Genomic DNA, 19,827 nt, shown 5'->3' with positions numbered 1-19,827 from the left:
TTGACAACACCGTCCAGACGGTACAGTAAGATCGCCATCATTTGAAAGCGGGGCCTGTCTTCGATATTTGTCCCGCTGTTCGACGACTATGCCGGACGCCGGCCGAGGGGGACTGTTCGTGAAGCGCTTCTTGATCATCACCGGAATTTTGCTTCTGCTCATCCTGGTGTGCGGCGGCATCGTTGGCTTCAACCTGTTTCGCGACAGCGCGATCAAGCAGTATTTCGCCACCATGAAGCCGCCTGCGGCGACCGTGTCGACGGTCATCGTCAAGCCGTCCGACTGGACGCCCGGCGTCGAGGCGATCGGCACCGTCAGCGCCGTGCGCGGCGTCGATCTGACCGTTGAAACCGCCGGCATCGTCAAGAGCATCATGTTCCACGCCAACCAGAAGGTTGCCGACAACGCCGTGCTGCTGCAGCTCGACGATGCCGTCGAGCGCGCCGATCTCGCGGCGGCCAAGGCGCAGAACGTGTCCGACCAGACGGCGCTGGAACGCGCCATCGAATTGCAGCGGCGCGGCGTCGGCACCGACGCCACGCTCGACACCGCGCGGGCGACCGCGTCGGCCTCCGCCTCGCAGGTCAACAAGCTGCAGGCGGTGCTCGACCAGAAGCAGCTGACGGCGCCCTTCGCCGGCACGGTCGGCATCCCCAAGATCGACCTTGGCCAATATCTCGCCACCGGCTCCTCGGTGGTGACCCTGCAGGACCTCGACACCATGCGGGTCGACTTCTCGGTGCCTGAACAGCAGCTGCCGCTGCTCAAGATCGGCCAGACGGTGCGGCTTGGCATTGGCGGCGGCAGCAGCGACATGCCGTTCGCCGGCGCCATTCGCGGCATCGACCCCAAGATCGACCCGGCGAGCCGGTTGGTCTCGATCCGCGCCGAGGTCGCCAATCCCGAAGGCAAGCTGACGCCGGGCCAGTTCGTCCAGGTGCGCGTCGAACTGCCGGAGGAGCCGAATGTCCTCGGCCTGCCGCAGACGGCCCTGACCTCCAGCCTCTATGGCGACTTCGTCTTCGTCGTCCGTCCGGCAAAGCCCGCGGCCGGCGCTGCCGCTCCGGCGGCCAAGCCCGAAGAGAAGCCGGACGCGACAAAGACCGGCTCAACCCCGCAGGCCAAGCCGGACGAAAAGCCCGCCGATGCCGCGGCCAAGCCGGCGGAGGGCGAAAAGCCGGAGCTCGTGCTTGCCCAGGTCTTCGTCAAGCCCGGCCGCCGCAATGCCGGCATGGTCGAGATACTGGAGGGCATCGCCGCTGGCGATGAGGTCGTCACCGCCGGCCAGAACCGGCTCTTCAACGGCATGTCCGTTGCTGTCGACAACACGATCGATCCGACCAAGCCGGCAAACAAGCAGGCCGCACAGCAATGAATTTCTCCGACATCTTCATCCGCCGGCCGGTCCTGTCGACCGTGCTTGCCTGCATGATCCTGCTGCTGGGTTTCCAGGGCATCTTCAACCTGTCGATCCGGCAGTATCCGAAGGTCGAGGAAACCGCCATCACGATCACCACGGCCTATCCCGGTGCTAGCGCCGACCTGATCCAGGGCTTCATCTCCGCCCCGATCGCCCGCGCCGTCGCCTCGACCGAGAACATCGACTACGTCACCTCTTCGAGCCGGCCGTCGTCCAGCACCGTTGTTGTTCAGATGAAGCTCGGCTCCAATCCCGACGTGGCGCTGACCGAAGTCCTGTCCAAGGTGCAGGGCGTGCGCGGCACTTTGCCTGATGCCGCCAAGGATCCGGTGATCGTCAAGGGCACCGGGCAAGAGTTCGCGATGATGTACATCTCGATGCAGAATCCGAACATGACGAAGGAGCAGCTGACCGAATATATCGAGCGTGTCATCCGCCCGCGCATGTCGACGGTCGAGGGCGTCGCCGACGTGCAGATCTTCGGCGCCGAGGAATATTCGATGCGGGTGTGGATCGACCCGGTCAAGCTTGCCGCGCGCGGCGTGACGGCTGCCGAGGTGCTGACCGCCATCAACGACAGCAACTTCCTGTCGGCGCCCGGCAACACCGAGAACGAATACGTCGTCTCCTCGATCACCGTGCGCTCGACCTTGCAGACGCCGGAGGCTTTTGCCGCCCTGCCGCTGCGCTCCAAGGACGGCAATGTGGTCAGGCTGCGCGACGTGGCGCGCGTCGAGCTTGCCGCGGCAAGCACCGACACCCGGGTGAGCTTCAACGGCAAGCCCGGCACCTTCCTTGCCATCTTCCCGACGCCGGCCGCCAATCCGCTGACCACGGCGGCGGCGATCCACAAGCTGGTGCCGACGATCCAGGAGACGCTGCCGCAAGGCATGTCGATCGAGGTCGTCTACGATTCCACCGAGCAGATCAGCGCCTCGATCGAGGAAGTGTTCAAGACCATCGGCGAGGCGGTGGCCATCGTCATCGTCGTCATCCTGCTCTTCCTCGGCTCGTTCCGCTCGGTGATGATGCCTATCGTCACCATTCCGCTGTCGTTGATCGGCGTCTGCTTCCTGCTGTTTGCGGTCGGCTACTCCATCAACCTACTGTCGCTGCTGGCCATGGTGCTGGCCATCGGCCTCGTCGTCGACGACGCCATCGTGGTGGTGGAAAACATCCATCGCCACATGGAAGAGGATCACATGTCGCCGATGCAGGCGGCGTTCAACGGCATGCGCGAGATCCTGTCCGCCATCGTCGCCATGACCATCACGCTGGCCGCCGTGTTCGCCCCGCTCGCCTTCACCGGCGGTCTCACCGGCGCCCTGTTCCGCGAATTCGCGGTGACGCTTGCCGGCTCGGTTGTGCTTTCGGGCATCATCGCCATCACCATCACGCCGATGATGTCGGCGCGCATTCTCAAGGCAGGCTCGCACAGCCGCTTCCAGCGCATTGTCGACGGCACTTTCGGCCGCGTCGAGCGCGTCTACGAGAGGATGGTCACCAGCTCGCTCAGAAACCGTCCGGTGACGCTGCTGATCGTGGTCGCGCTGGTCGCGCTCACCGGCTTCATGTTCACCAAGACCTCGAGCGAACTGGCGCCGGAGGAGGATCAGGGCTTCCTGCTCTCGATCGTGACCGCGCCGCGCTATGCGACCTCGGATTATACCGAGACCTACGTCAATCAGATCCTCGGCCTGGTCAGGGACATCCCCGAGACGCGCGCGCAGTTCTCGGCCGTCGCCTTCGGCGGCGCCACCAACGGCGCCTTCGTCGGCTTCGCCTTCAAGGACTGGGCCGAGCGCAGCCGCAGCTCGAAGGAGATCCAGGAGGACATCACCGGCCGGCTTGCCAAGGTGGCCGGCGTCGAGGCATTCGTCTTCGCGCCGCCGACGCTGCCCGGTTCGGGCGGCGGCCTGCCGATCTCCTTTGTGGTGCGTTCCACCGGCGACGCCTCCGAAGTCTACCAGGCGGCCGAGGATATCAAGAACAAGGCGCAGGCCTCCGGCCGCTTCATCGTCGTGCAGAACTCGATGTCCTATGACGCGCCGCAGGTGACGGTCACGATCGACCGCGACCGCGCGGCGGCTCTCAACCTGCCGATCGCCGATATCGGCCGCACGCTGACGCTGCTCGTCGGCGGCGCCGAGGTGGCGCAGTTCGACCGTGACTCCAACAGCTACGACATCATCCCGCAGGTGCCGCAGGAATTCCGCGACAACCCGGAAAAGCTGTCGCAGTATTTCGTCCGCAGCGCCTCGGGCGACATGGTGCCGCTGTCGGCGGTGGTGAAGATTTCCACCAACGCGGCGCCCGCCGCGATCGAGCAGTTCAACCAGCTGAACTCGGCGACGATCTCGGCCCTGCCGCTGCCCGGTGTCACAACCGGCGACGGGCTGAAGGCGATCGAGGACATCGCCAAGGAGACGCTGCCCGAAACCTTCTTCGTCGACTATGCCGGCCAGTCCCGGCAGGAGAAGGAGCAGGGCAACACGATCATGATCGCCTTCGCCGCGGCCGTGCTCGTCATCTACCTGGTGCTGGCGGCGCAGTTCGAAAGCTTCCGCGACCCGCTGATCATCATGATGGCGGTGCCGCTGTCGATCTTCGGCGCCATCGTGCCGCTCAATATCGGGCTCGGCACGCTCAACATCTACACCCAGGTCGGCCTGATCACGCTGATCGGCCTGATCACCAAGCACGGCATCTTGCTGGTCGAGTTCGCCAACCAGCAGCGCGAGCTGCATGGCATGCGTCGGCGCGACGCGATTGTCGCTTCGGCCAAGGTCCGGCTGCGGCCGATCCTGATGACCACGGCGGCGATGGCGCTCGGCGTCGTGCCGTTGATCACCTCCAGCGGCGCCGGCGCCGCCGCCCGTTATTCGATGGGCCTGGTGATTTTCACCGGCATCCTGGTCGGAACCATGTTCACGCTGTTCGTGGTGCCGATGTTCTACACCTTCATCGCCAGCAAGGACCTGCCGCATCATGCCGAGAAGCCGGATCCCAACCTGATGCCGGCGCTGCAGGACTGACGGAAACGAAAGACAAAAAAAGAGGCCGGAAAATTCCGGCCTCTTTTTTGGTTGGGCGTTTACCGCGGAAGAAGCAATGCCTCTTCAGGCGGGAGGCGGAACGGATGAGAGGAGGTTTTGCCGACCCTCCTCGCCGCCTTCGACCACAGCCAGCTACTTGACGATGACGATGCTGGTGTTCGACGGGCCGAAGGCCTGGACGAGCTGGTAGAAATCGGCCGCAGCATCCGGGTGCAGCCGCACGCAGCCATGCGAGGCCGGCTGTCCGAGGCGCTTGATGGCATAGGTCGCATGCACGGCGTAGCCGCCGCTGAAGAACACCGAATGCGGCATCGGCGCGTTGTCGTACTTCTTCGAATACCACATCTCGTGCAGGCGGGTCGGCTTGAACGAGCCGGTCGGCGTGACATGCGACCTGTCGCCGGTCGAGACCTTCCAGGCGAAGGTCGGCCGGCCGTCCACCAGCACTTCCATGGTCTGCTGCGAAAGCGAGACGCGCGCCAGGATCTGGTTGGCGTGGGCGGCGCCGCTGCCGGCGCCGAAAAGCAGGGCCGCGCCAGTCAGGGCAGCGGCGGTGATGTTGATAAGCCTGGCGGAAATGGTGGTGCTCATGTTGTCCCCTCTCTCTGCCGGTCGGGGCCGGCTCCAATTCGATGCCGGACTTATCGCTGGGTGATGTTTCAAGCCGATTTCGCTTGATGCTCACATTTGTTTCGAATCTGTTTCCCCTGGTTAACAAGCCCGACGTTGGGCGTGGTCGGGCGCATGCCGTATGGTTAACGCCTGGTTACCGGCTTGGGGCTGCAACCCCCCCAAACGAAAGCCGTATGTCTCTGATATGAAAGCGATACGGCCGACGCCGAAACCAGCCTGCAACAAAGCGCAGCCCGTGCGGCATGATCCCGATACAAGCCGGCAGCACAGTTGACGCAACGGGAACAGACGACAGCAAAACGAAAATGGGCAGGAAAACGAACCTACGCTCCTGGCTTCTCCGGATAAGCGTCGCTGCAATCGTCCTCGGCGGTGTCGGCTCTGTTGCCGGCAACCCGGCGACGACACTTGCAGCCATGAATTCCGGCGAGATTTCGACGCTGCATGCCGCGCTGTTCATCGCCACGGTCTGGATCGTGTCCAGCCTGCGCGTTAACCGGCTGAAGGCCCTCTGGCGGGTCGGCCTTCGGCTGAAGTGGATGCGCGGCGCCTCCGGCTACTTGCTGCCGAGAGGACCGAAGGCCCGCGCCGCTGCGGGGGGCTCCGTGGGCGGCGCGGGCGCTTCGGGGGTTTCCTGAAGCGAAACCGCATAGTTGAAGGGATGGAGCCAATGAACACGAAATCTGCCGCAGCCGTGCTTTCCGCATTGCTCTACGCGCAAGGCCTTCTGGGCTTTGCCGGCCTTGCCACTGTCCTCTTGCGCGACCGTGCCCAGGCTGAGGTGGTCGCCATCGCCAGCGATGCGCCATCCGGCCCATCGGCCATCGTGCTGCGCTGAGCGAGAGCATCGGACCAGAATGGAAACCGGTCCGATGCTGAAACAATCGTACAGTCTGGCTGATTCAATCGACGCGCTGCGTCGGCGGGTCGAACCGGTAGCCGGCGCCGCGTATCGTGGTGATGGTTTCGGTGTCGAGCTTGCGGCGCAGCCGCACGATGCGCGAATCGATCGAGCGGTCGAAGGCGTCGGCGTTTTCGGCCGGCGCCGCGGCGATGATGTCGTCGCGCGTCAGCACCTTGCGGGGGCTTGCCAGAAACAGCTTGAGCAGCGCCACCTGGCCGGGCGAAAGCTGGTCTTCCGCGCCCGAGCGGTGCATGACCATCGCCGACCGCAGATCGACGGTCGCGTTCTCCAGCACGATCAGTTCCCCGGCGGCCCTGCCGCGCCGCGCCAGCAGGCCGCCGATGCGCGCGGCCAGTTCCCTGACGTTGAGCGGGCTCTCGACGACGTCGGCGGCACCGAGCTCGAGCGCCAGCACCTTGTCGACCAGGTCGGCCGGCCGGCAGATCAGGATGAAGTCGGGGCCGCCCTCGCCGCCAAAGCGGCGAAGCAGATCGCGCCCCTCGGCCTGGCTCACACTGTCGCCGACAACCACCACATCGATGCCCTTGGCCGAAAGCAGCGATTCCGCTTCCCAGGGCTGGCGCGCCGCGCGCACGTCATGACCGCGCCGCTCGAGATGGTCGGCAAGGTCGCCCGCCACCACTTCGGCGACGGAAACGAGCGCGATGACGGATCGTGCGGCCATTTTTCTCCACCCTGCGACAGACATCTCAAGATGAGTGCTGGACATCATGTTTATACCCAATCTACTTTCCGCTGAAAGCGGGAGCCAGAGCATAGTGCGGGCAAGAATTGTCGTCGTCGAGGACGAGCCTGACCTGAGGGATGCCGTCGCCGAGTATCTCGGCGCCAGCGGGTATGACGTGGCGACGGCCGAAAGTGCCGCCGCGGCGCGGAACCTGCTTGAGACGCAATCCTTTCATCTCGCCATCCTCGACATCGCCATGCCCGGCGAGGACGGCCTGTCGTTCGGTCGCTGGCTGCGCTCCAGGACCCCGATCGGCATCATCTATGCCACCGCTGCCGGCACCGCGCTCGATCGCATCGTCGGGCTGGAGCTCGGCGCCGACGACTACATCGTCAAGCCCTACGAGCTGCGCGAGGTGCTGGCACGGGTGCGCAGCGTGCTGCGCCGCGTTCCGCAACCGGCGGAGCCCCAGGCGGCCAAGCCTGAAACCGGCACTGGCCGGCGCATGAGCTTCGGCGCCTTCCATGCCGATCTCGACGGCAGGCTGGTCACCGGCGCCAACGGCGCGGTCGTCGACATGGCCAAGAGCGAGTTCGACGTGCTGGAAGTCTTCCTGACCCGAGCCAACCGGCTGCTGACACGGGCCGCGATCTCCGAGGCGATCGGATTCGTCGAGGACCCCGAATCGTCCCGCGCGGTCGACATCCGCATCATGCGGCTGCGCAAGAAGATCGAGGCCGATCCGGCCAACCCGAAGTTCCTGCGCACGGTGCGCGGCGAAGGCTATATCTTCTCGCTCCCCGCCGGCGACGGCAACTAGGCCCGAGCCAGGGCGGCCTGGATCGATTTGAGGTGCCGTCATGTGGCGATGACGGCCCGGGATTTTCCAGATCCGCAACCATCGACGCCGCGCATCCTTCCGGATGCGCAAAGAACGCTGTAGCATTTTGGTCCTGCGTATGGTTCCTGCGGGAAACCGTGGTCGATTTTTCCGAGCCTGTGTGCTCAATTTCATATCTTGCCGATCTGGCCCTGGGTGACGTGTTAGACATGACTGCTGCAGCCGCGCGCACCGACACGCAAGCCACCCGCCAGGGCGCGGCAATGGCGGCTGTCCGCGTCGTGCGCCGGCTCCGAGAGGCCGGCGACTGGCAGCGCGAGATGGACGTCATCCTGGAGACGCTCTGCCGCGCCATGGACTGCCAGCGCGGCATCCTGTTTCGACTGCGCGAGCTTCCCGGCCAGGGCTTCGCCCAGTCGGTCTCGGCCTACTGGATCAATCCCGACTTTGGCGGCGAGCTCGCCTCTCCCACCGTCATCATGCAGTCGATCATCAATTCGGATCCGCTGCTGGAGCGGCTGCAGGAGGACGAGCGGCAAGGCAAGGTGTTTGCCGGCCATACCCGCGATCTCGACGGTTTCCTGAGGGCCGACTTCGAGAAGCAGAACATCAAGTCGTTCCTGTCGGTATCGGTTTTCGCGCACGGTCACCTCTGGGGCACGCTGGCGGTCAACGACTGCGTCGCCGAGCGCGAATGGACCGACGAGGAAGAGGCGACGCTGCACATCATCGCGCTCGCCATCGGCGACGCTATCGAGCATTCGCCCTCCGACGCCCATGCCAGCGAGGTCATCCGCCGCACCATGCTGCAGGCCTCCCTCGACGCCATCGTCGTCATCGACGAGACCGGCTCGATCATCGAGTTCAACCCGGCGGCCGAGAAGATGTTCGGCTTCCAGCGCAGCGACATTCTCGGCAAGGACCTGCTCGACACCATCGTGCCGATCTACTACCGCAAGGGCTATGCCTCAGGCGCCGAATACATGTCGGGCCGCGGTTCGCCGATGGTCGGCCAGCGGCTGGAGACCGTGACCCAGAATTCCGTCGGCGAGGTATTCCCGATCGAGCTGACCGCAACCGAGATGCGGGTCGCCGACCGTCGGTTGATCTTCGGCTCGATCCGCGACCTGCGCGACAAGCTGCGCGCCGAGGAGGAGATCGGCCGCCAGCGTGAGAAGCTGCACCAGAACGAGAAGATGGCGGCCATGGGCTCGCTGCTGGCCGGCGTCTCGCATGAGCTCAACAATCCGCTTGCCGTCGTCGTCGCGCAGTCGACGCTGCTGCATGAGTTCGCCAGCGACCCGCAGACCAAGGTGCGCGCCGAGAAGGTGCGTGCCGCGGCCGAGCGGTGCGGCCGCATCGTCAAGAGCTTCCTGTCGATGGTGCGCCTGCATCCGACCGAGCAGGCCGAGACCGATCTCAACCAGGTGATCCGCGCCGCGCTGGAAGTCACCGCCTATGGCGCGCGCTCCAGCGGCATCATCATCGACACCGATTTCGCCGCCGGCCCGCTGCTGGCCATGGCCGATGCCGATCATGTGACGCAGGTGGCCGCCAACTTCCTCGTCAACAGCCAGCACGCGCTGGCCGGCGTCGCCGGCGACCGGCTGATCAAGGTGCGCACGTTTCGCAGCGAGCGCGGCAATCCGGGCTTCTCCGTCGAGGACAACGGGCCGGGCGTGCCGGACGCGATCCGTTCACGCATCTTCGAATCCTATTTCACGACCAAGCCGGTCGGCGTCGGCACCGGCATCGGCCTGTCGATCTCGAAGTCGATCATCGAGCGGCACAATGGCAACATCTGGTTCGAGGAGGTGCAGCCGCACGGTGCCCGCTTCGTCGTCCAACTGCCGGCGATTACCGCCGGCCCGGCTGCCGGCACGGACAGCCCGACACGTTCGAGCGGCCTGCGCCACGCGCTGATCATCGACGACGAGCCCGACGTCGCCGGCTCGCTCTCCGACATACTGGAGTTGATGGGCGTCAAGTCGCGGGTGGTGCCGGCCTGGACATCGGCGGCGTCGATCCTCAGCGGTCAGATGCCGCCCGACATCGTCTTTTCCGACCTGCGCATGCCCGGCACCAGTGGCATATCGATCTATCGCGAGCTGCTCGCCGAACGGCCGGCGCTGGCGCAGTGCTTCGTGCTGGTCACCGGCGATCTCATCGGTGCCAAGGCCGAGATCGAGGCGCTGAGGCCGCACCAGCGGCCGCAGATCCTGGAAAAGCCGTTCAGCACGCTCGATGTGCGCGGCGTGCTTTCGGCGATAGCCGAGCAGGCTTCCGTCGAGAGCTAGGATTAGGCGCCCTCGGGATCTGTCAGGCCGAGCCGGGAATGGCGGTTTGAGAGAACCGGAACGCAGCGTACTTTTGCTACGCGAGTACCGGTAGCGACCGCCCTACGCAGGCCGGCCTCACTTGAATATCAATAGATCCCAAAAAAGAGGCTCCCAACCGACTATGCGGTGGGAGCCTGACTCGAGCGCAGGAGGAGCGCTCTGGGGAGGTCAAAGCGTGATTGCGAAGCGGGGAACTGTTTCGCGGATCACGTTCGACAAATCAGAAGACGTTCGGCGTGCTGGTCAGCGGAGCGGCATTGGCGATCATGCGCACCGCGCGTTCCCTGTGCTTGCCGGACTGCTCGGCAATGGCGCGCAGGCAGTCGGCGCTCTCGGCGCCCCAGGCCTGGCCCTTGCAGGCGAAATCGATCTGCGGCATCGGCAGACGCCCGGTCTTGATCGTGGTCGGCGCGCCATCGACGACACCGGCCGGCGGGTCGAACGACGCGAAGGCGGGGCCTGCCGCCGGTGTGAAGAACATGCCGGCGAAGGCAATGGCGCCAATCGCCATGAACATTGCCATCGGATGGTCGCTGGCGCGCTGGCGCAGCGCCAGCTTCGGACGCCGGTCGCTGCGCTCCGGAGCCTGGAGGCGCTGGTTGGCGGTCTCGACTTTCGTGAACATCGCAATCCCCTTCGTTGTCTTTCTTTTTTCTATGAAACGAATTTAATCGCACCCGGTAACGGGGGAATGATACGCGAGGCCTGCCCGTGTAACTGGCTTGAAACAGAAAAATCGGGCACGATCGGGCATATTCGGTCATGCGCCGATTTTCGTGTTCGTTTGCGATGCTGTTCCATAAGCGAGACCTGAAAGAGCGACATCACAAGCCGGAGCAATGCGCCGACGCGACGTTGCGGACTATGAGCAACCTCACACTTCGCGAGCGAAATCGCGTCGGGTCATATCGCCGGGGAACTGCCGTTTTCGCGGCCCGGCCTGCTCAATCCGGACGCGGCGGTGCCGGCGTCCGGAACCCCAGTTAACGCTCGGATTTTCCGCGATTTTTCCCAACCAGACGGGCTGAAGATCGACGCAGGCCTTGCGCCGCGAAAATTTCATACTTTCGCAAACCATTGCATTTCAATGGAAAATATGTTTATATTGAATGAGCATTCAACAAAAGAAGAGCCTCCCATGAACCCGCATCTGCGTGACGTGGCGATCCCCAACGATTGGGACCGGCGGGGTTTGCCGGGCTGGAGCTATCACTCCAACGCCCTTCTCGAACTCGAGAAGGAATACGTCTTCCGCAACCATTGGCAGATCGCCGGACATGTCTCCGACGTGCCCAATCCCGGCGACTATCTGACCATGGATGTCATCGGCGAGCGGGCGCTGATCGTGCGCGGCAAGGACGGCGTCGTGCGCGCCTTCAACAATATGTGCCGCCATCGCGGCAGCCGCGTCGTCGCCGACAGCCAAGGCACCTGCAAGAACGCACTTGTGTGCCCGTTCCACGGCTGGGTCTACAATCTCGACGGCACGCTGCGCGGTGCTGCTCGCCCGCGCTCTTTCCCCGACCTCGACAAGACCGAGTTCGGCCTGATGCCGCTCGACCTCGAAATCTGGATGGGCTTCATCTTCATCCGCTTCCGCAAGGGCGGGCCGCAGCCTTCGGTGGCGGAGCTCTTGAAGCCGATCGAGGCCGAGATGGCTCATTACAACGTCGCCGAGATGGTGCCGTCCTGGGGCATCTGGACGCAAAAGTCGCCGGTCAACTGGAAGTCGGTGCGCGACGTCGACAACGAAGGCTATCACGTCGCCATGGCGCATCCTGCGCTGCAGGATCTCTATGGCGCGACTTATTTCGACGAGCCCTTCGTCAACGGCGTGTCGCGCTCCTTCGCCACCTACAACCCGCATGCCGGACGGCGCTGGAGCGTGCGCGAATACATCAAGCTCGCGCCCGACGCCTCGCACCTGCCGGAGCACCTGCGCAAGGCCTGGATCTATTACGGCATCTTCCCCAACAACGCGCTGTCGATCATGCCGGAATCCGTGCAGTTCTATCAGGAGTTCCCGTTGTCGACCGGCGAGACGCTGCTGCGCGGCGCGATCTACCGCTACAAGGACGAGACCAGGGAGCAGGCCGCGGCGCGCTACCTCGCCTACCGCATCGACCGCGACACCATGAACGAGGACGTCCAGCTCTCGGTGTGGTCGAACGAATCCATGCTGTCGGAAGCGTTCGGAGGGTTCTATCTCTCCGACCTCGAATACGGCGTGCGCACCCACCACGACCATCTGCGCAGGCAGGTCCCCGTGCTCGGCCTGGAGACGGCCCCGGAGGAAAAGGACATGTGGGCGCTGAACGACGCGTTGCGGTCGAGGGGGTAGCACCTCTCTTCCTTCTCCCCGTTCCACGGGGAGAAGGTGCCCGAAGGGCGGATGAGGGGCGGCACCAACGCCTTATGATTATGCTTGCTCGCAACCTCAAGGTTGATCGTCAAACTGAAGGTCGTAAGCTGGCGCTGCACGGCGCTGGGCCAGGACGGTTATGATTTCAGGCAGATGAGGTCCTGAACCGCAGCCAATCGCCAATGTCGGCGCCGCCCCTCATCCGCCTGCCGGCACCTTCTCCCCGTGAAACGGGGAGAAGGAAGAAAATCACCCCCGCCAGACGCCCTCTTTCCTGAGATCGTCCATCGTGCGTGAAATGCCTTCGCGCAGGATCGCCACCATGTCGTCGATCTGTTCGCGCGAAATGATCAGCGGCGGCGACATCACGCACATGTTGATCAGCGGCCGGACCAGCAGGCCAAGCTCGTGGCAATGCGCGTCGATGCGTTTTCCGACGTCCTTGTCGAGCTGCAGCGGATTCCTGCTTTCGCGATCGGCGACGCATTCGATGCAGGCCATCAGCCCCATGCCGCGCACCTCGCCGACCAGCGGCAGTTCCTCCAGCGTCTTCAGCCGCGCCTGGAAATAGGGCGCGACCTCGCGCGCGTGCGCCAGCACGCCCTCTTCCAGCAGGTCGAGGTTCTTCAGCGCCACCGCGCAGCCGATCGGATGGCTGGTGTAGGTGAGGCCATGGCCGAACAGCGCGTCCGGATGGTTGGAGCGCCGCAGCTGCTCCAGCAGCCGTTCCGAGATGATGACGCCGCCGAGCGGGAAGTAGCCCGAGGTGACGCCCTTGGCGAAGGTGATCATATCCGGATCGATGCCGAACACGTCGCCGGAGGCAAAGACGTGCCCGAGCCTGCCGAAGCCGGTCACCACCTCGTCCGAAACATAGAGGATGTCGTTGTCGCGGCAGATCTCGCGGATGCGCTGGAGATAGCCTTCCGGCGGCACGATCACGCCGCCGGAAGCCTGCACCGGCTCGCCGACGAAGGCGCCGATCCTCTCGGCGCCGACGCGGGCGATGGTGTCGCGGAACTGACTGACCAGGAAATCGGTGAAGGCAGTAGGGCTCATCTCCTTCGGCCGCCGGAACGGGTCGGGCGAGGAAAGCTTGACCACCAGCTCGTCGGCGCCGTCCATCCAGTCGCGGTCGCGCGGACGGCCATTGAGCGAGGCCGACAGATAGGTCGAGCCGTGATAGGCGCCGCCACGGCTGAGGATCAGCTTCTTCTCAGGCCGTCCCCGCACATTGTTGTAGAACTGCATGAAGCGCAGCGCCGTCTCCACCGCGGACGAGCCGCCGGTGGTGAAGAAGACATGGCTGAGCTCGCCTGGCGCATGGCCGGCGATGCGCCAGGCGAGTTCCGCCGACGGCGCATTCATCGTGTACCACGGCGTGTTGTAGGAGAGCGCCATCGCCTGGTCGTACATCACCCGCGCCAGCTCCTCGCGGCGGTGGCCGACATTGAGGCACCACATGCCGGCCGGCCCGTCGATCAGCCGCTTGCCGGACGCGTCGGTGATGTAGATGCCGTCGCCCTCGCCGATCAGCGCGCGCGCCTCGGCACCGACCGAGCCGGCATACGGCCAAGGCTGGACGAGGTGGCGCTTGGCCAACTCCACGGCATCGTCATCGCCGGCCTCGTTGCCTTCCCGCGCCCTGATCTCCCTTGCAGCCGCCATAATCGCCTCGTGTGGTTGTGGGCCCTTCGGTGGACACAGAATGACGCGACAAGTCCCGGAAAATCGGTCTTTCTTCACTTCATTTTGAATGTCCGTTCAATCAATATTGCAGAAATAGCGCTTGATTTCAATTGGCGGATGCGCTCATGATGAAAGAAAGCCGGCAAGCCAGGGCGCGGCCAGCAAGACGGGTCACCGGTTTGCATTGGGTCGCGCTACAAGGACAAATGGGAACAAGCCGCCGGGCCTGAGAGATGGGAGCCACATGGCGGAATTGTTCGTGCCAGCAAGCGAAATCACGCCCGGAGCGCTGCAATGACGGCGGCTGCCGAAGGGTCGCCTCCGCTGCGCATGACGCAGGTCAGGCGAAGTGCCCTTCTGCAGTCGGAACCCGTCCAGGGCTTTGCCCTGATCAGTCCCACCTTCCTCTATGCCCTCATCCTGCTGGTGCTGCCGATCCTGGTGGTCTTTGCCCACTCCTTCTGGACGCAGAACTACCTCACCATCGACCACACCTTCACGCTGGAGAATTACCGCGTCGCGCTCACCGAGCCGATCTATCGCGATCTGTTATGGCGCTCGCTCTACATTTCGCTGACGGTCAGCGTGCTCACCGTGATCCTCGCCTACCCGATCGCCTATTTCATTTCCTTCCATGGCGGTCGTCACAAGAGCCTGTGGCTGTTCCTCATCACCATCCCGTTCTGGACCAGCTACCTGCTACGGGTCATGTCGTGGAAGGTGATCCTCGGCTACAACGGCGTCTTGAATTCCGGCCTGATGGGTCTCGGCATCATCGATGAGCCGTCGACGGCGCTGCTCTACAATTCGAGCGCCGTCATCATCACGCTGACCCATGCCTGGGCGACCTTCGCCATCCTGCCGATCTTCGTTTCGCTGGAGAAGGTCGACCGTACGCTGGTCGAGGCTGCGACGGATCTCGGCGACGGCCCGCTGCGCTCGTTCCTGCGCGTGACGCTGCCGCTGTCGACGCCGGGCGTCGTCTCGGCGATGCTCATCGTCATGATCCCGACGGTCGGCGACTATGTCACGCCGAAGCTGGTCGGCGGCAAGGACGGCGTCATGATCGCCAACGCCATCCAGGCGCAGTTCGGCAAGGCGTCGAACTGGCCGCTGGGCGCCGCGCTCTCGGTCACCACCATGGTGATCGTGACGCTGATGGCGGGCGCCACGGTGCTGATCATCCGCGCCGCGCAGAGGCTGGCTCGATGATGGCGATCAAACGCTTGCTCCCAGGCGGCTGGCTCTCGGCCTATGCCTTCCTCTATGTCGCTTTCCTCTATCTGCCGGTGATCTTCCTGCCGATCTTCTCGATCAACACGGCAGCGACGCCGAAATTCCCGCTCTCAGGCGTCACGCTCAAATGGTACGAGGACCTGCCGCGCACGCCGGCGCTGATCGACGCCACGTGGAACAGCCTGATCGTCGGCGTCTCCGCTTCGGTGCTGTCGACCGTGCTTGGCATCCTGGCCGCCCGCTCGATCACCCGCTATCGCTATCCCGGACGGCGCGCCATCAACGGCCTGATCATGGCGCCGCTGGTGCTGCCTGAGGTCATCGTCGCCATCTCGATGCTGCTGGTGATGCTGCAGCTGGGCCTCAGCCTGTCGCTGTTCACCGTCGTGCTCGGCCATGTGCTGGTCTGCATACCCTATTCGATGACGGTGCTGACCTCCGGCTTCGAGGGCTTCGACCGCAGCCTGGAGGAAGCCTCCGCCGATCTCGGCGAGAGCGCCTTCGGCACCTTCCGGCGGGTGACGCTGCCGATGGTGATGCCGGCGATCATCTCCAGCCTGCTCGTCTGCTTCACCATCTCGCTCGACGAGTTCATCATCGCCTTCTTCCTGACCGGCACCGAGGCGACGCTGCCCATCTACATCTGGGGTCAACTGCGTTTCGCGGCCAAGCTGCCGGGTGTGCTGGCGCTGGGCACGCTGCTGCTCTTCGCCTCGTTCCTGCTGATGACCATTGCCGAGATCCTGCGCCGCCGCGCGGCCAGCCGCACCCGGAACGAGGGAGGCCTCTATGCCTGAATTGTCCCTGGCCGAACGGCCCCACCAGTCCGAGCGACCCCAGTCCGAGCGGGCCATGATCGAGATCCGCGACGTCACGCGCAGCTACGGCGCCTTCAAGGCGCTGGACGATGCCTCGCTGACCATCAAGGAAGGCGAGTTCTTCTCGCTGCTTGGTCCCTCGGGCTGCGGCAAGACCACGCTCTTGCGCATGATCGCCGGCTTCGACAATCCGACCAGCGGCTCGATCGCCGTCGGCGGCCAGCCGATGGATGGCATCCCCGCCAATCGGCGGCCCACCAACATGGTGTTCCAGAGCTATGCGATCTTCCCGCATCTCAACGTCGAGCAGAACGTCGCCTACGGGCTGAAGCGGCTGAAGCTGCAAGGCGACGAGGAACGACGCCGCGTCGAGGAGGCGCTGGCGCAGGTGTCGCTGACCGGCCTCGGCAAGCGCGGCGCTACCGAACTTTCCGGCGGCCAGCGCCAGCGCGTGGCGCTTGCCCGCGCGCTGGTCATGCGTCCCAAGGTGCTCTTGCTCGACGAGCCGCTCTCGGCGCTGGACAAGAAACTGCGCGAGCAGATGCAGGTCGAGCTGCGCCGCCTGCAGCAGGCGGTCGGCATCACCTTCGTGCTGGTAACCCACGACCAGTATGAGGCGCTGGCCATGTCGGATCGCATCGCCGTGATGTTCGGCGGCAAGATCGCGCAGGTCGCCTCGCCGAAGGAAATCTACCAGCGGCCGGTCAACCGCCAGGTTGCCGACTTCCTCGGCGGCATGAACTTCGTCAAGGCCGAAATCGTCGAGGAGAACGGCGCCTCGCTGGTGCTCGACACGCTGGGCTTTGGGCGTGTGAGGACAGACAAGCCGAAGGCCTTCGTCCGCAACGGCGGCCAAGCGACGCTCGGCATCCGGCCGGAACGGCTGCGCGTGCTGTGGGACAATGCGACGGCGAAATTCGAGGTTGCCGGCAAGGTGGTCGAGCGCCACTATTTCGGCGAGATCACCCACCTGATCGTCGAGATCCCCGGACTGGAAAAGCCGCTCTCGGTGACCGAGACCAACGATTTCGGCGCCGACGACATCCCGGTCGGCGCGCCGATCCGCCTCGCCTACGATCCCGAGGCCCTGGTGGCGATGGCGGACTGAAGGCCAGCCAGGATTTTTCCGGCGGCGATGCGCCCGGCCACGATCGCGCCTTCGACATAGGCGGGGAATGACGGCGACACCTCCGACGAGGCGAAATGCACCGGCGGCGCGCCGGCGAGGATCGTGCGCTCGGCATCCCGCGCCGTCACATCGACAATGAGGTCGCTATAACCACCGCCGCTCCAGCGGTCATCCGTCCAGTCGCGCTGGTTGAAGTCGAGGATATCGGCCGCCTCAGGACCGAGCGCATCCACGAGCTTGGCGGTGACTTCGGCGCGCAGCGCCGCGGCGCCCAGCTTGCGGCAGCGCAGCGCCAGGGGTCCGCCGATGAAGACGACCAGCGCCGCATGCCCTGCATCCTTGCTGGCGTCGCAGGCAAACAGGCCCGGCATGTCGCGCCACATCACCATGCCGCTCAAGTCCCGATCGCGCCAGAACGGCTTGCGGTAACGGACCAGGATCTTGACCACGGCGCCGCTTTCCCAGACGCCAAGCGCTTTCGCCAGCTTCGTCGGCAGGGCGGGCGCGAAATCGATCTTCGCGGCCGTGGCTGGCGGCACCGCAACCAACGCTTGGCGCGCCTCGATCGTACCGCCGGCCGTGGTGACGCGAACGCCTTGCGGTCCGTGCTCGACCCGCGTCACCGGTTCGTTCAATCGCAACCGGTCGCCGAGATCGCCGGCCAGATCCTCGGCCAGCGACTGCATGGTCTCGCGCAGAAAATATTGCAGCTCCGGCACCTCGTTGGTGATGCGGCGATCATTGTCGATCAGATACCAGAGCGGCACCTTCTCCAGCGCCAGGCACCAGAGACCCTCGATCATCGAACGGAAGGCCGCCTTCGCGTCGGCGCTGTCCTTCTGGCGCCCGAGCCAGTCGGCGACGGTCAGCCCGGCAATCGCCGGATCGTCCGGCTCGATCCCGTTCAGCCGGTCGCGGATCGCCATCGCCGCGACATAGGTCCGCTCCGCCTGCGCGGCCGACATCGGTGGATGGGTGATGAAATCGCCATCGACATAGGTCTCGACGAATGTCTTGCCGCGCGCCCTGGCCAGCGCCATCAGCTCCGGCATGTCCTCGCACAGGAACTGGCCGCCACTGTCGATCCGTTCGCCGAGCCCGTTCAGGATGGCCTCGACCCGCCCGCCGACCCGGTCACGCGCTTCGAGAAGCAGGAAATCGATGCCGGCGCGCTTCAGCTCGAGCGCCGCCGTCAGGCCGGTGAAGCCGCCGCCGACGAGGACGACCTCGGTTCTTTCGACTGCTGTCGTCAATAGCCGGCCTTGATCTTCTCGAACTCGGCCACCATCCGCTGCTTCAGCTCCGGCGCCACCGGCTGCTGGAACAGCGTCTTGTCGAGGAACTTGTCCAGATTGTCGAAACCGCGCTCGGCCAGGATCTTGTGGTCGAGCGCCGCCATGCCGGCGGCGTTGCCGTGACCGTAGCCGAAGGTCTTGACCAGATAGTCCGATACGCCGGGCGCGTTGACGGCGCTGAGGAAATCATAGGCCTGGTCGAGCTTGCCCGGCGCGTCCTTCATCAGCACGTAGCCGCACACCCAGGTCGACAGGCCTTCCTTGGTGTCGCGGTTTATCTCGATCGGCATGCCCTGGCCCTTGAGCGTCACATAGGTCTCGTTCCAGCCCCAGACGAGATCCACCTCGTTGCCGGTGAAGGCCTGGTTGAGGTCGGTGTCGTCGGTCCAGTAGAAGCGCACATTCTTGTGCACCTGGCGCAGGAAGTCGGACGCCTCCCTGAACTTGGCATCCGTCATCTTGGTCCAGTCCTTCAATCCGATCACCAGGCTCGCCAGCGCATAGGCGTCGTCGACATTGTCGCCGATGGTGACACGCCCCTTGAACTTCGGATCGGCGAAGATCCTGAGCGATTGCGCTTCTTGCGCCGTCACCTTGTCGATGCGGTAGAGCAGCGAGGTGTTGCCCCAGTCGAAGGGCATGAACCAGGCCTTGCCGTCGGCTGTGGTGGCGAGATCCTTCATCGCCATGATGCCAGGGTTGAGGTCCTTCCAGCCAGCGATGCGGTTGGTGTCGAGCGGCTGCAGCAGGCCTGCCTCGCGCCATTTGACCACGCTTTGCGAGCAGGGATGCGCGATATCGGCCTTGAAGCCGGCGCGCATCTTCTCGAACGCCTCGTCCTCGTCGCCGAAGAAGGAGAAGGTCGGTTCGGCGCCGTATTTCGCCGCGTAGCCGGAATGCAGCAGCGGGTCCTCATAGCCCGACCAGTCGAAGACGATGAGATCGCCGCCGCCCTCCGCAAGCGAGTAGGCCACGCCGGCTCCGACCGTGCAGGCGGCGGCGAGAGCAAGGCGGCGAAGCATGGAATTCATGACGCGAAACTCCCCCATCGCGAATACGTTTCCGCGAGGTTAGGAGAATTGCGGGCCCTTGGCGAGGCCGCTCGCTCCGCTTCAATCTATGGCTGAGATCACGAAATTGTCGAAGTCTGCGCAGCCCCTCATCGCCCTGCCGGGCACTTCTCCCCGTATAGTGACGGGGAGAAGGGGCTGGCCGCAACCTCGTCGCCTTTCCTGAAACGTTAGCGATTGGCGAAACCGGCGATGACAGCGCCCCTCTCCCCGTCACTATACGGGGAGAGCGACTGTCTTGGCTGTCAAGCTGTTTGCCATGGTTTTTGGTCGCGGATGATGGCGTTGAGAATGGTCAGCAGCTTTCGCATGACGGCCACGACGGCGACGATCTTCGGCTTGCCGAC

16 protein-coding genes and 1 pseudogene are annotated in these 19,827 nt (G+C 64.6%); 10 read left to right on the top strand and 7 right to left on the bottom strand.

All coding sequences use genetic code 11. The features are described 5' to 3' along the window. Positions 1-112: 112 nt before the first annotated feature. Both EN857_RS27600 and EN857_RS27595 read left to right on the top strand, forming a co-directional pair. Entirely contained in the window at positions 113-1,375 is a 1,263-nt protein-coding gene (locus EN857_RS27600) for an efflux RND transporter periplasmic adaptor subunit (RefSeq protein WP_245493363.1), read from the top strand. Then, positions 1,372-4,455: an efflux RND transporter permease subunit gene (locus tag EN857_RS27595; RefSeq protein WP_127282653.1), complete on the top strand. Its 3,084-nt coding sequence runs from the start codon at positions 1,372-1,374 to the stop codon at positions 4,453-4,455. The genes EN857_RS27600 and EN857_RS27595 overlap by 4 nt, the downstream gene beginning before the upstream one ends. A 153-nt stretch (positions 4,456-4,608) precedes the next feature. On the opposite strand, the gene EN857_RS27590 is transcribed toward EN857_RS27595, so the two are convergent. Next, positions 4,609-5,067 carry a L,D-transpeptidase gene (locus EN857_RS27590; RefSeq protein ID WP_127311127.1) on the bottom strand — a complete coding sequence of 153 codons (459 nt, stop codon included), beginning with the start codon at positions 5,065-5,067 and terminating at the stop codon, positions 4,609-4,611. Between the two features lie 347 nt (positions 5,068-5,414). Between EN857_RS27590 and EN857_RS27585 the strand changes: the two genes are divergently transcribed. Both EN857_RS27585 and EN857_RS34940 read left to right on the top strand, forming a co-directional pair. Then, the gene (locus EN857_RS27585; protein WP_127282651.1) at positions 5,415-5,747 is read left to right on the top strand and encodes a hypothetical protein; all 333 of its coding nucleotides are present in this window, start codon (positions 5,415-5,417) and stop codon (positions 5,745-5,747) included. A gap of 32 nt (positions 5,748-5,779) precedes the next feature. Continuing rightward, on the top strand, positions 5,780-5,947 hold the full coding sequence (locus tag EN857_RS34940) for a hypothetical protein (RefSeq protein WP_187331470.1): 168 nt from the start codon (positions 5,780-5,782) through the stop codon (positions 5,945-5,947). A gap of 64 nt (positions 5,948-6,011) precedes the next feature. Here EN857_RS34940 and EN857_RS27580 read toward each other — a convergent pair whose 3' ends face one another. After that, on the bottom strand, positions 6,012-6,698 hold the full coding sequence (locus EN857_RS27580) for a response regulator transcription factor (protein ID WP_127282650.1): 687 nt from the start codon (positions 6,696-6,698) through the stop codon (positions 6,012-6,014). Positions 6,699-6,744: 46 nt separating this feature from the next. Between EN857_RS27580 and EN857_RS27575 the strand changes: the two genes are divergently transcribed. Together EN857_RS27575 and EN857_RS27570 are read left to right on the top strand one after the other, a co-directional pair. Then, on the top strand, positions 6,745-7,521 hold the full coding sequence (locus tag EN857_RS27575; protein WP_187331469.1) for a response regulator transcription factor: 777 nt from the start codon (positions 6,745-6,747) through the stop codon (positions 7,519-7,521). A gap of 230 nt (positions 7,522-7,751) precedes the next feature. Beyond that, complete coding sequence (locus EN857_RS27570) at positions 7,752-9,839, top strand: hybrid sensor histidine kinase/response regulator (RefSeq protein ID WP_245511351.1); 2,088 nt, start codon at positions 7,752-7,754, stop codon at positions 9,837-9,839. A 262-nt stretch (positions 9,840-10,101) separates the two neighbouring features. Here the strand turns inward: EN857_RS27570 and EN857_RS27565 are convergent, their stop codons facing one another. Continuing rightward, positions 10,102-10,506: a hypothetical protein gene (locus EN857_RS27565; RefSeq protein ID WP_127282675.1), complete on the bottom strand. Its 405-nt coding sequence runs from the start codon at positions 10,504-10,506 to the stop codon at positions 10,102-10,104. 513 nt (positions 10,507-11,019) lie between these two features. Here EN857_RS27565 and EN857_RS27560 point away from each other — a divergent pair. Next, positions 11,020-12,222 (top strand): aromatic ring-hydroxylating dioxygenase subunit alpha, encoded by a 1,203-nt coding sequence (locus EN857_RS27560; protein WP_127391306.1) that lies wholly within the window; start codon positions 11,020-11,022, stop codon positions 12,220-12,222. Between the two features lie 270 nt (positions 12,223-12,492). On the opposite strand, the gene EN857_RS27555 is transcribed toward EN857_RS27560, so the two are convergent. Then, on the bottom strand, positions 12,493-13,911 hold the full coding sequence (locus EN857_RS27555) for an aminotransferase (RefSeq protein ID WP_127391305.1): 1,419 nt from the start codon (positions 13,909-13,911) through the stop codon (positions 12,493-12,495). A 315-nt stretch (positions 13,912-14,226) separates the two neighbouring features. Between EN857_RS27555 and EN857_RS27550 the strand changes: the two genes are divergently transcribed. The 3 genes from EN857_RS27550 to EN857_RS27540 are packed head-to-tail and all read left to right on the top strand — an operon-like array spanning position 14,227 to position 17,094. Continuing rightward, entirely contained in the window at positions 14,227-15,144 is a 918-nt protein-coding gene (locus tag EN857_RS27550) for an ABC transporter permease (protein WP_127286991.1), read from the top strand. Beyond that, positions 15,141-15,965 carry an ABC transporter permease gene (locus EN857_RS27545; RefSeq protein ID WP_127391304.1) on the top strand — a complete coding sequence of 275 codons (825 nt, stop codon included), beginning with the start codon at positions 15,141-15,143 and terminating at the stop codon, positions 15,963-15,965. The genes EN857_RS27550 and EN857_RS27545 overlap by 4 nt, the downstream gene beginning before the upstream one ends. A gap of 55 nt (positions 15,966-16,020) precedes the next feature. Further along, positions 16,021-17,094, top strand: coding sequence for an ABC transporter ATP-binding protein (locus EN857_RS27540; protein ID WP_127391310.1), 1,074 nt, complete (start codon positions 16,021-16,023; stop codon positions 17,092-17,094). On the opposite strand, the gene EN857_RS27535 is transcribed toward EN857_RS27540, so the two are convergent. The 3 genes and pseudogenes from EN857_RS27535 to EN857_RS27520 form a co-directional block, all read right to left on the bottom strand. Continuing rightward, entirely contained in the window at positions 17,058-18,368 is a 1,311-nt protein-coding gene (locus tag EN857_RS27535; RefSeq protein WP_127287035.1) for a flavin monoamine oxidase family protein, read from the bottom strand. The genes EN857_RS27540 and EN857_RS27535 overlap by 37 nt on opposite strands. After that, a complete protein-coding gene (locus tag EN857_RS27530) occupies positions 18,365-19,441 on the bottom strand; it encodes an extracellular solute-binding protein (RefSeq protein ID WP_127391303.1) in 1,077 nt (358 codons plus the stop codon). Before EN857_RS27530 ends, EN857_RS27535 begins: the two co-directional genes overlap by 4 nt. 284 nt (positions 19,442-19,725) lie before the next feature. Beyond that, a pseudogene (locus tag EN857_RS27520) lies at positions 19,726-19,827 on the bottom strand (IS110 family transposase); the annotation flags it as partial.

It is taken from the genome of Mesorhizobium sp. M4B.F.Ca.ET.214.01.1.1 (assembly GCF_004791545.1).
Lineage (GTDB): Bacteria > Pseudomonadota > Alphaproteobacteria > Rhizobiales > Rhizobiaceae > Mesorhizobium > Mesorhizobium abyssinicae.
This window is presented reverse-complemented; position numbering and strand designations above follow the sequence as displayed.

Coding starts and splice junctions, on each gene's coding strand:
- EN857_RS27595 (WP_127282653.1), top strand. CDS start 1,372: ATGAATTTCTCCGACATCTTCATCCGCCGGCCGGTCCTGTCGACCGTG.
- EN857_RS27590 (WP_127311127.1), bottom strand. CDS start 5,067: ATGAGCACCACCATTTCCGCCAGGCTTATCAACATCACCGCCGCTGCC.
- EN857_RS27585 (WP_127282651.1), top strand. CDS start 5,415: ATGGGCAGGAAAACGAACCTACGCTCCTGGCTTCTCCGGATAAGCGTC.
- EN857_RS34940 (WP_187331470.1), top strand. CDS start 5,780: ATGAACACGAAATCTGCCGCAGCCGTGCTTTCCGCATTGCTCTACGCG.
- EN857_RS27580 (WP_127282650.1), bottom strand. CDS start 6,698: ATGGCCGCACGATCCGTCATCGCGCTCGTTTCCGTCGCCGAAGTGGTG.
- EN857_RS27575 (WP_187331469.1), top strand. CDS start 6,745: ATGTTTATACCCAATCTACTTTCCGCTGAAAGCGGGAGCCAGAGCATA.
- EN857_RS27570 (WP_245511351.1), top strand. CDS start 7,752: ATGACTGCTGCAGCCGCGCGCACCGACACGCAAGCCACCCGCCAGGGC.
- EN857_RS27565 (WP_127282675.1), bottom strand. CDS start 10,506: ATGTTCACGAAAGTCGAGACCGCCAACCAGCGCCTCCAGGCTCCGGAG.
- EN857_RS27560 (WP_127391306.1), top strand. CDS start 11,020: ATGAACCCGCATCTGCGTGACGTGGCGATCCCCAACGATTGGGACCGG.
- EN857_RS27555 (WP_127391305.1), bottom strand. CDS start 13,911: ATGGCGGCTGCAAGGGAGATCAGGGCGCGGGAAGGCAACGAGGCCGGC.
- EN857_RS27550 (WP_127286991.1), top strand. CDS start 14,227: ATGACGGCGGCTGCCGAAGGGTCGCCTCCGCTGCGCATGACGCAGGTC.
- EN857_RS27545 (WP_127391304.1), top strand. CDS start 15,141: ATGATGGCGATCAAACGCTTGCTCCCAGGCGGCTGGCTCTCGGCCTAT.
- EN857_RS27540 (WP_127391310.1), top strand. CDS start 16,021: ATGATCGAGATCCGCGACGTCACGCGCAGCTACGGCGCCTTCAAGGCG.
- EN857_RS27530 (WP_127391303.1), bottom strand. CDS start 19,441: ATGAATTCCATGCTTCGCCGCCTTGCTCTCGCCGCCGCCTGCACGGTC.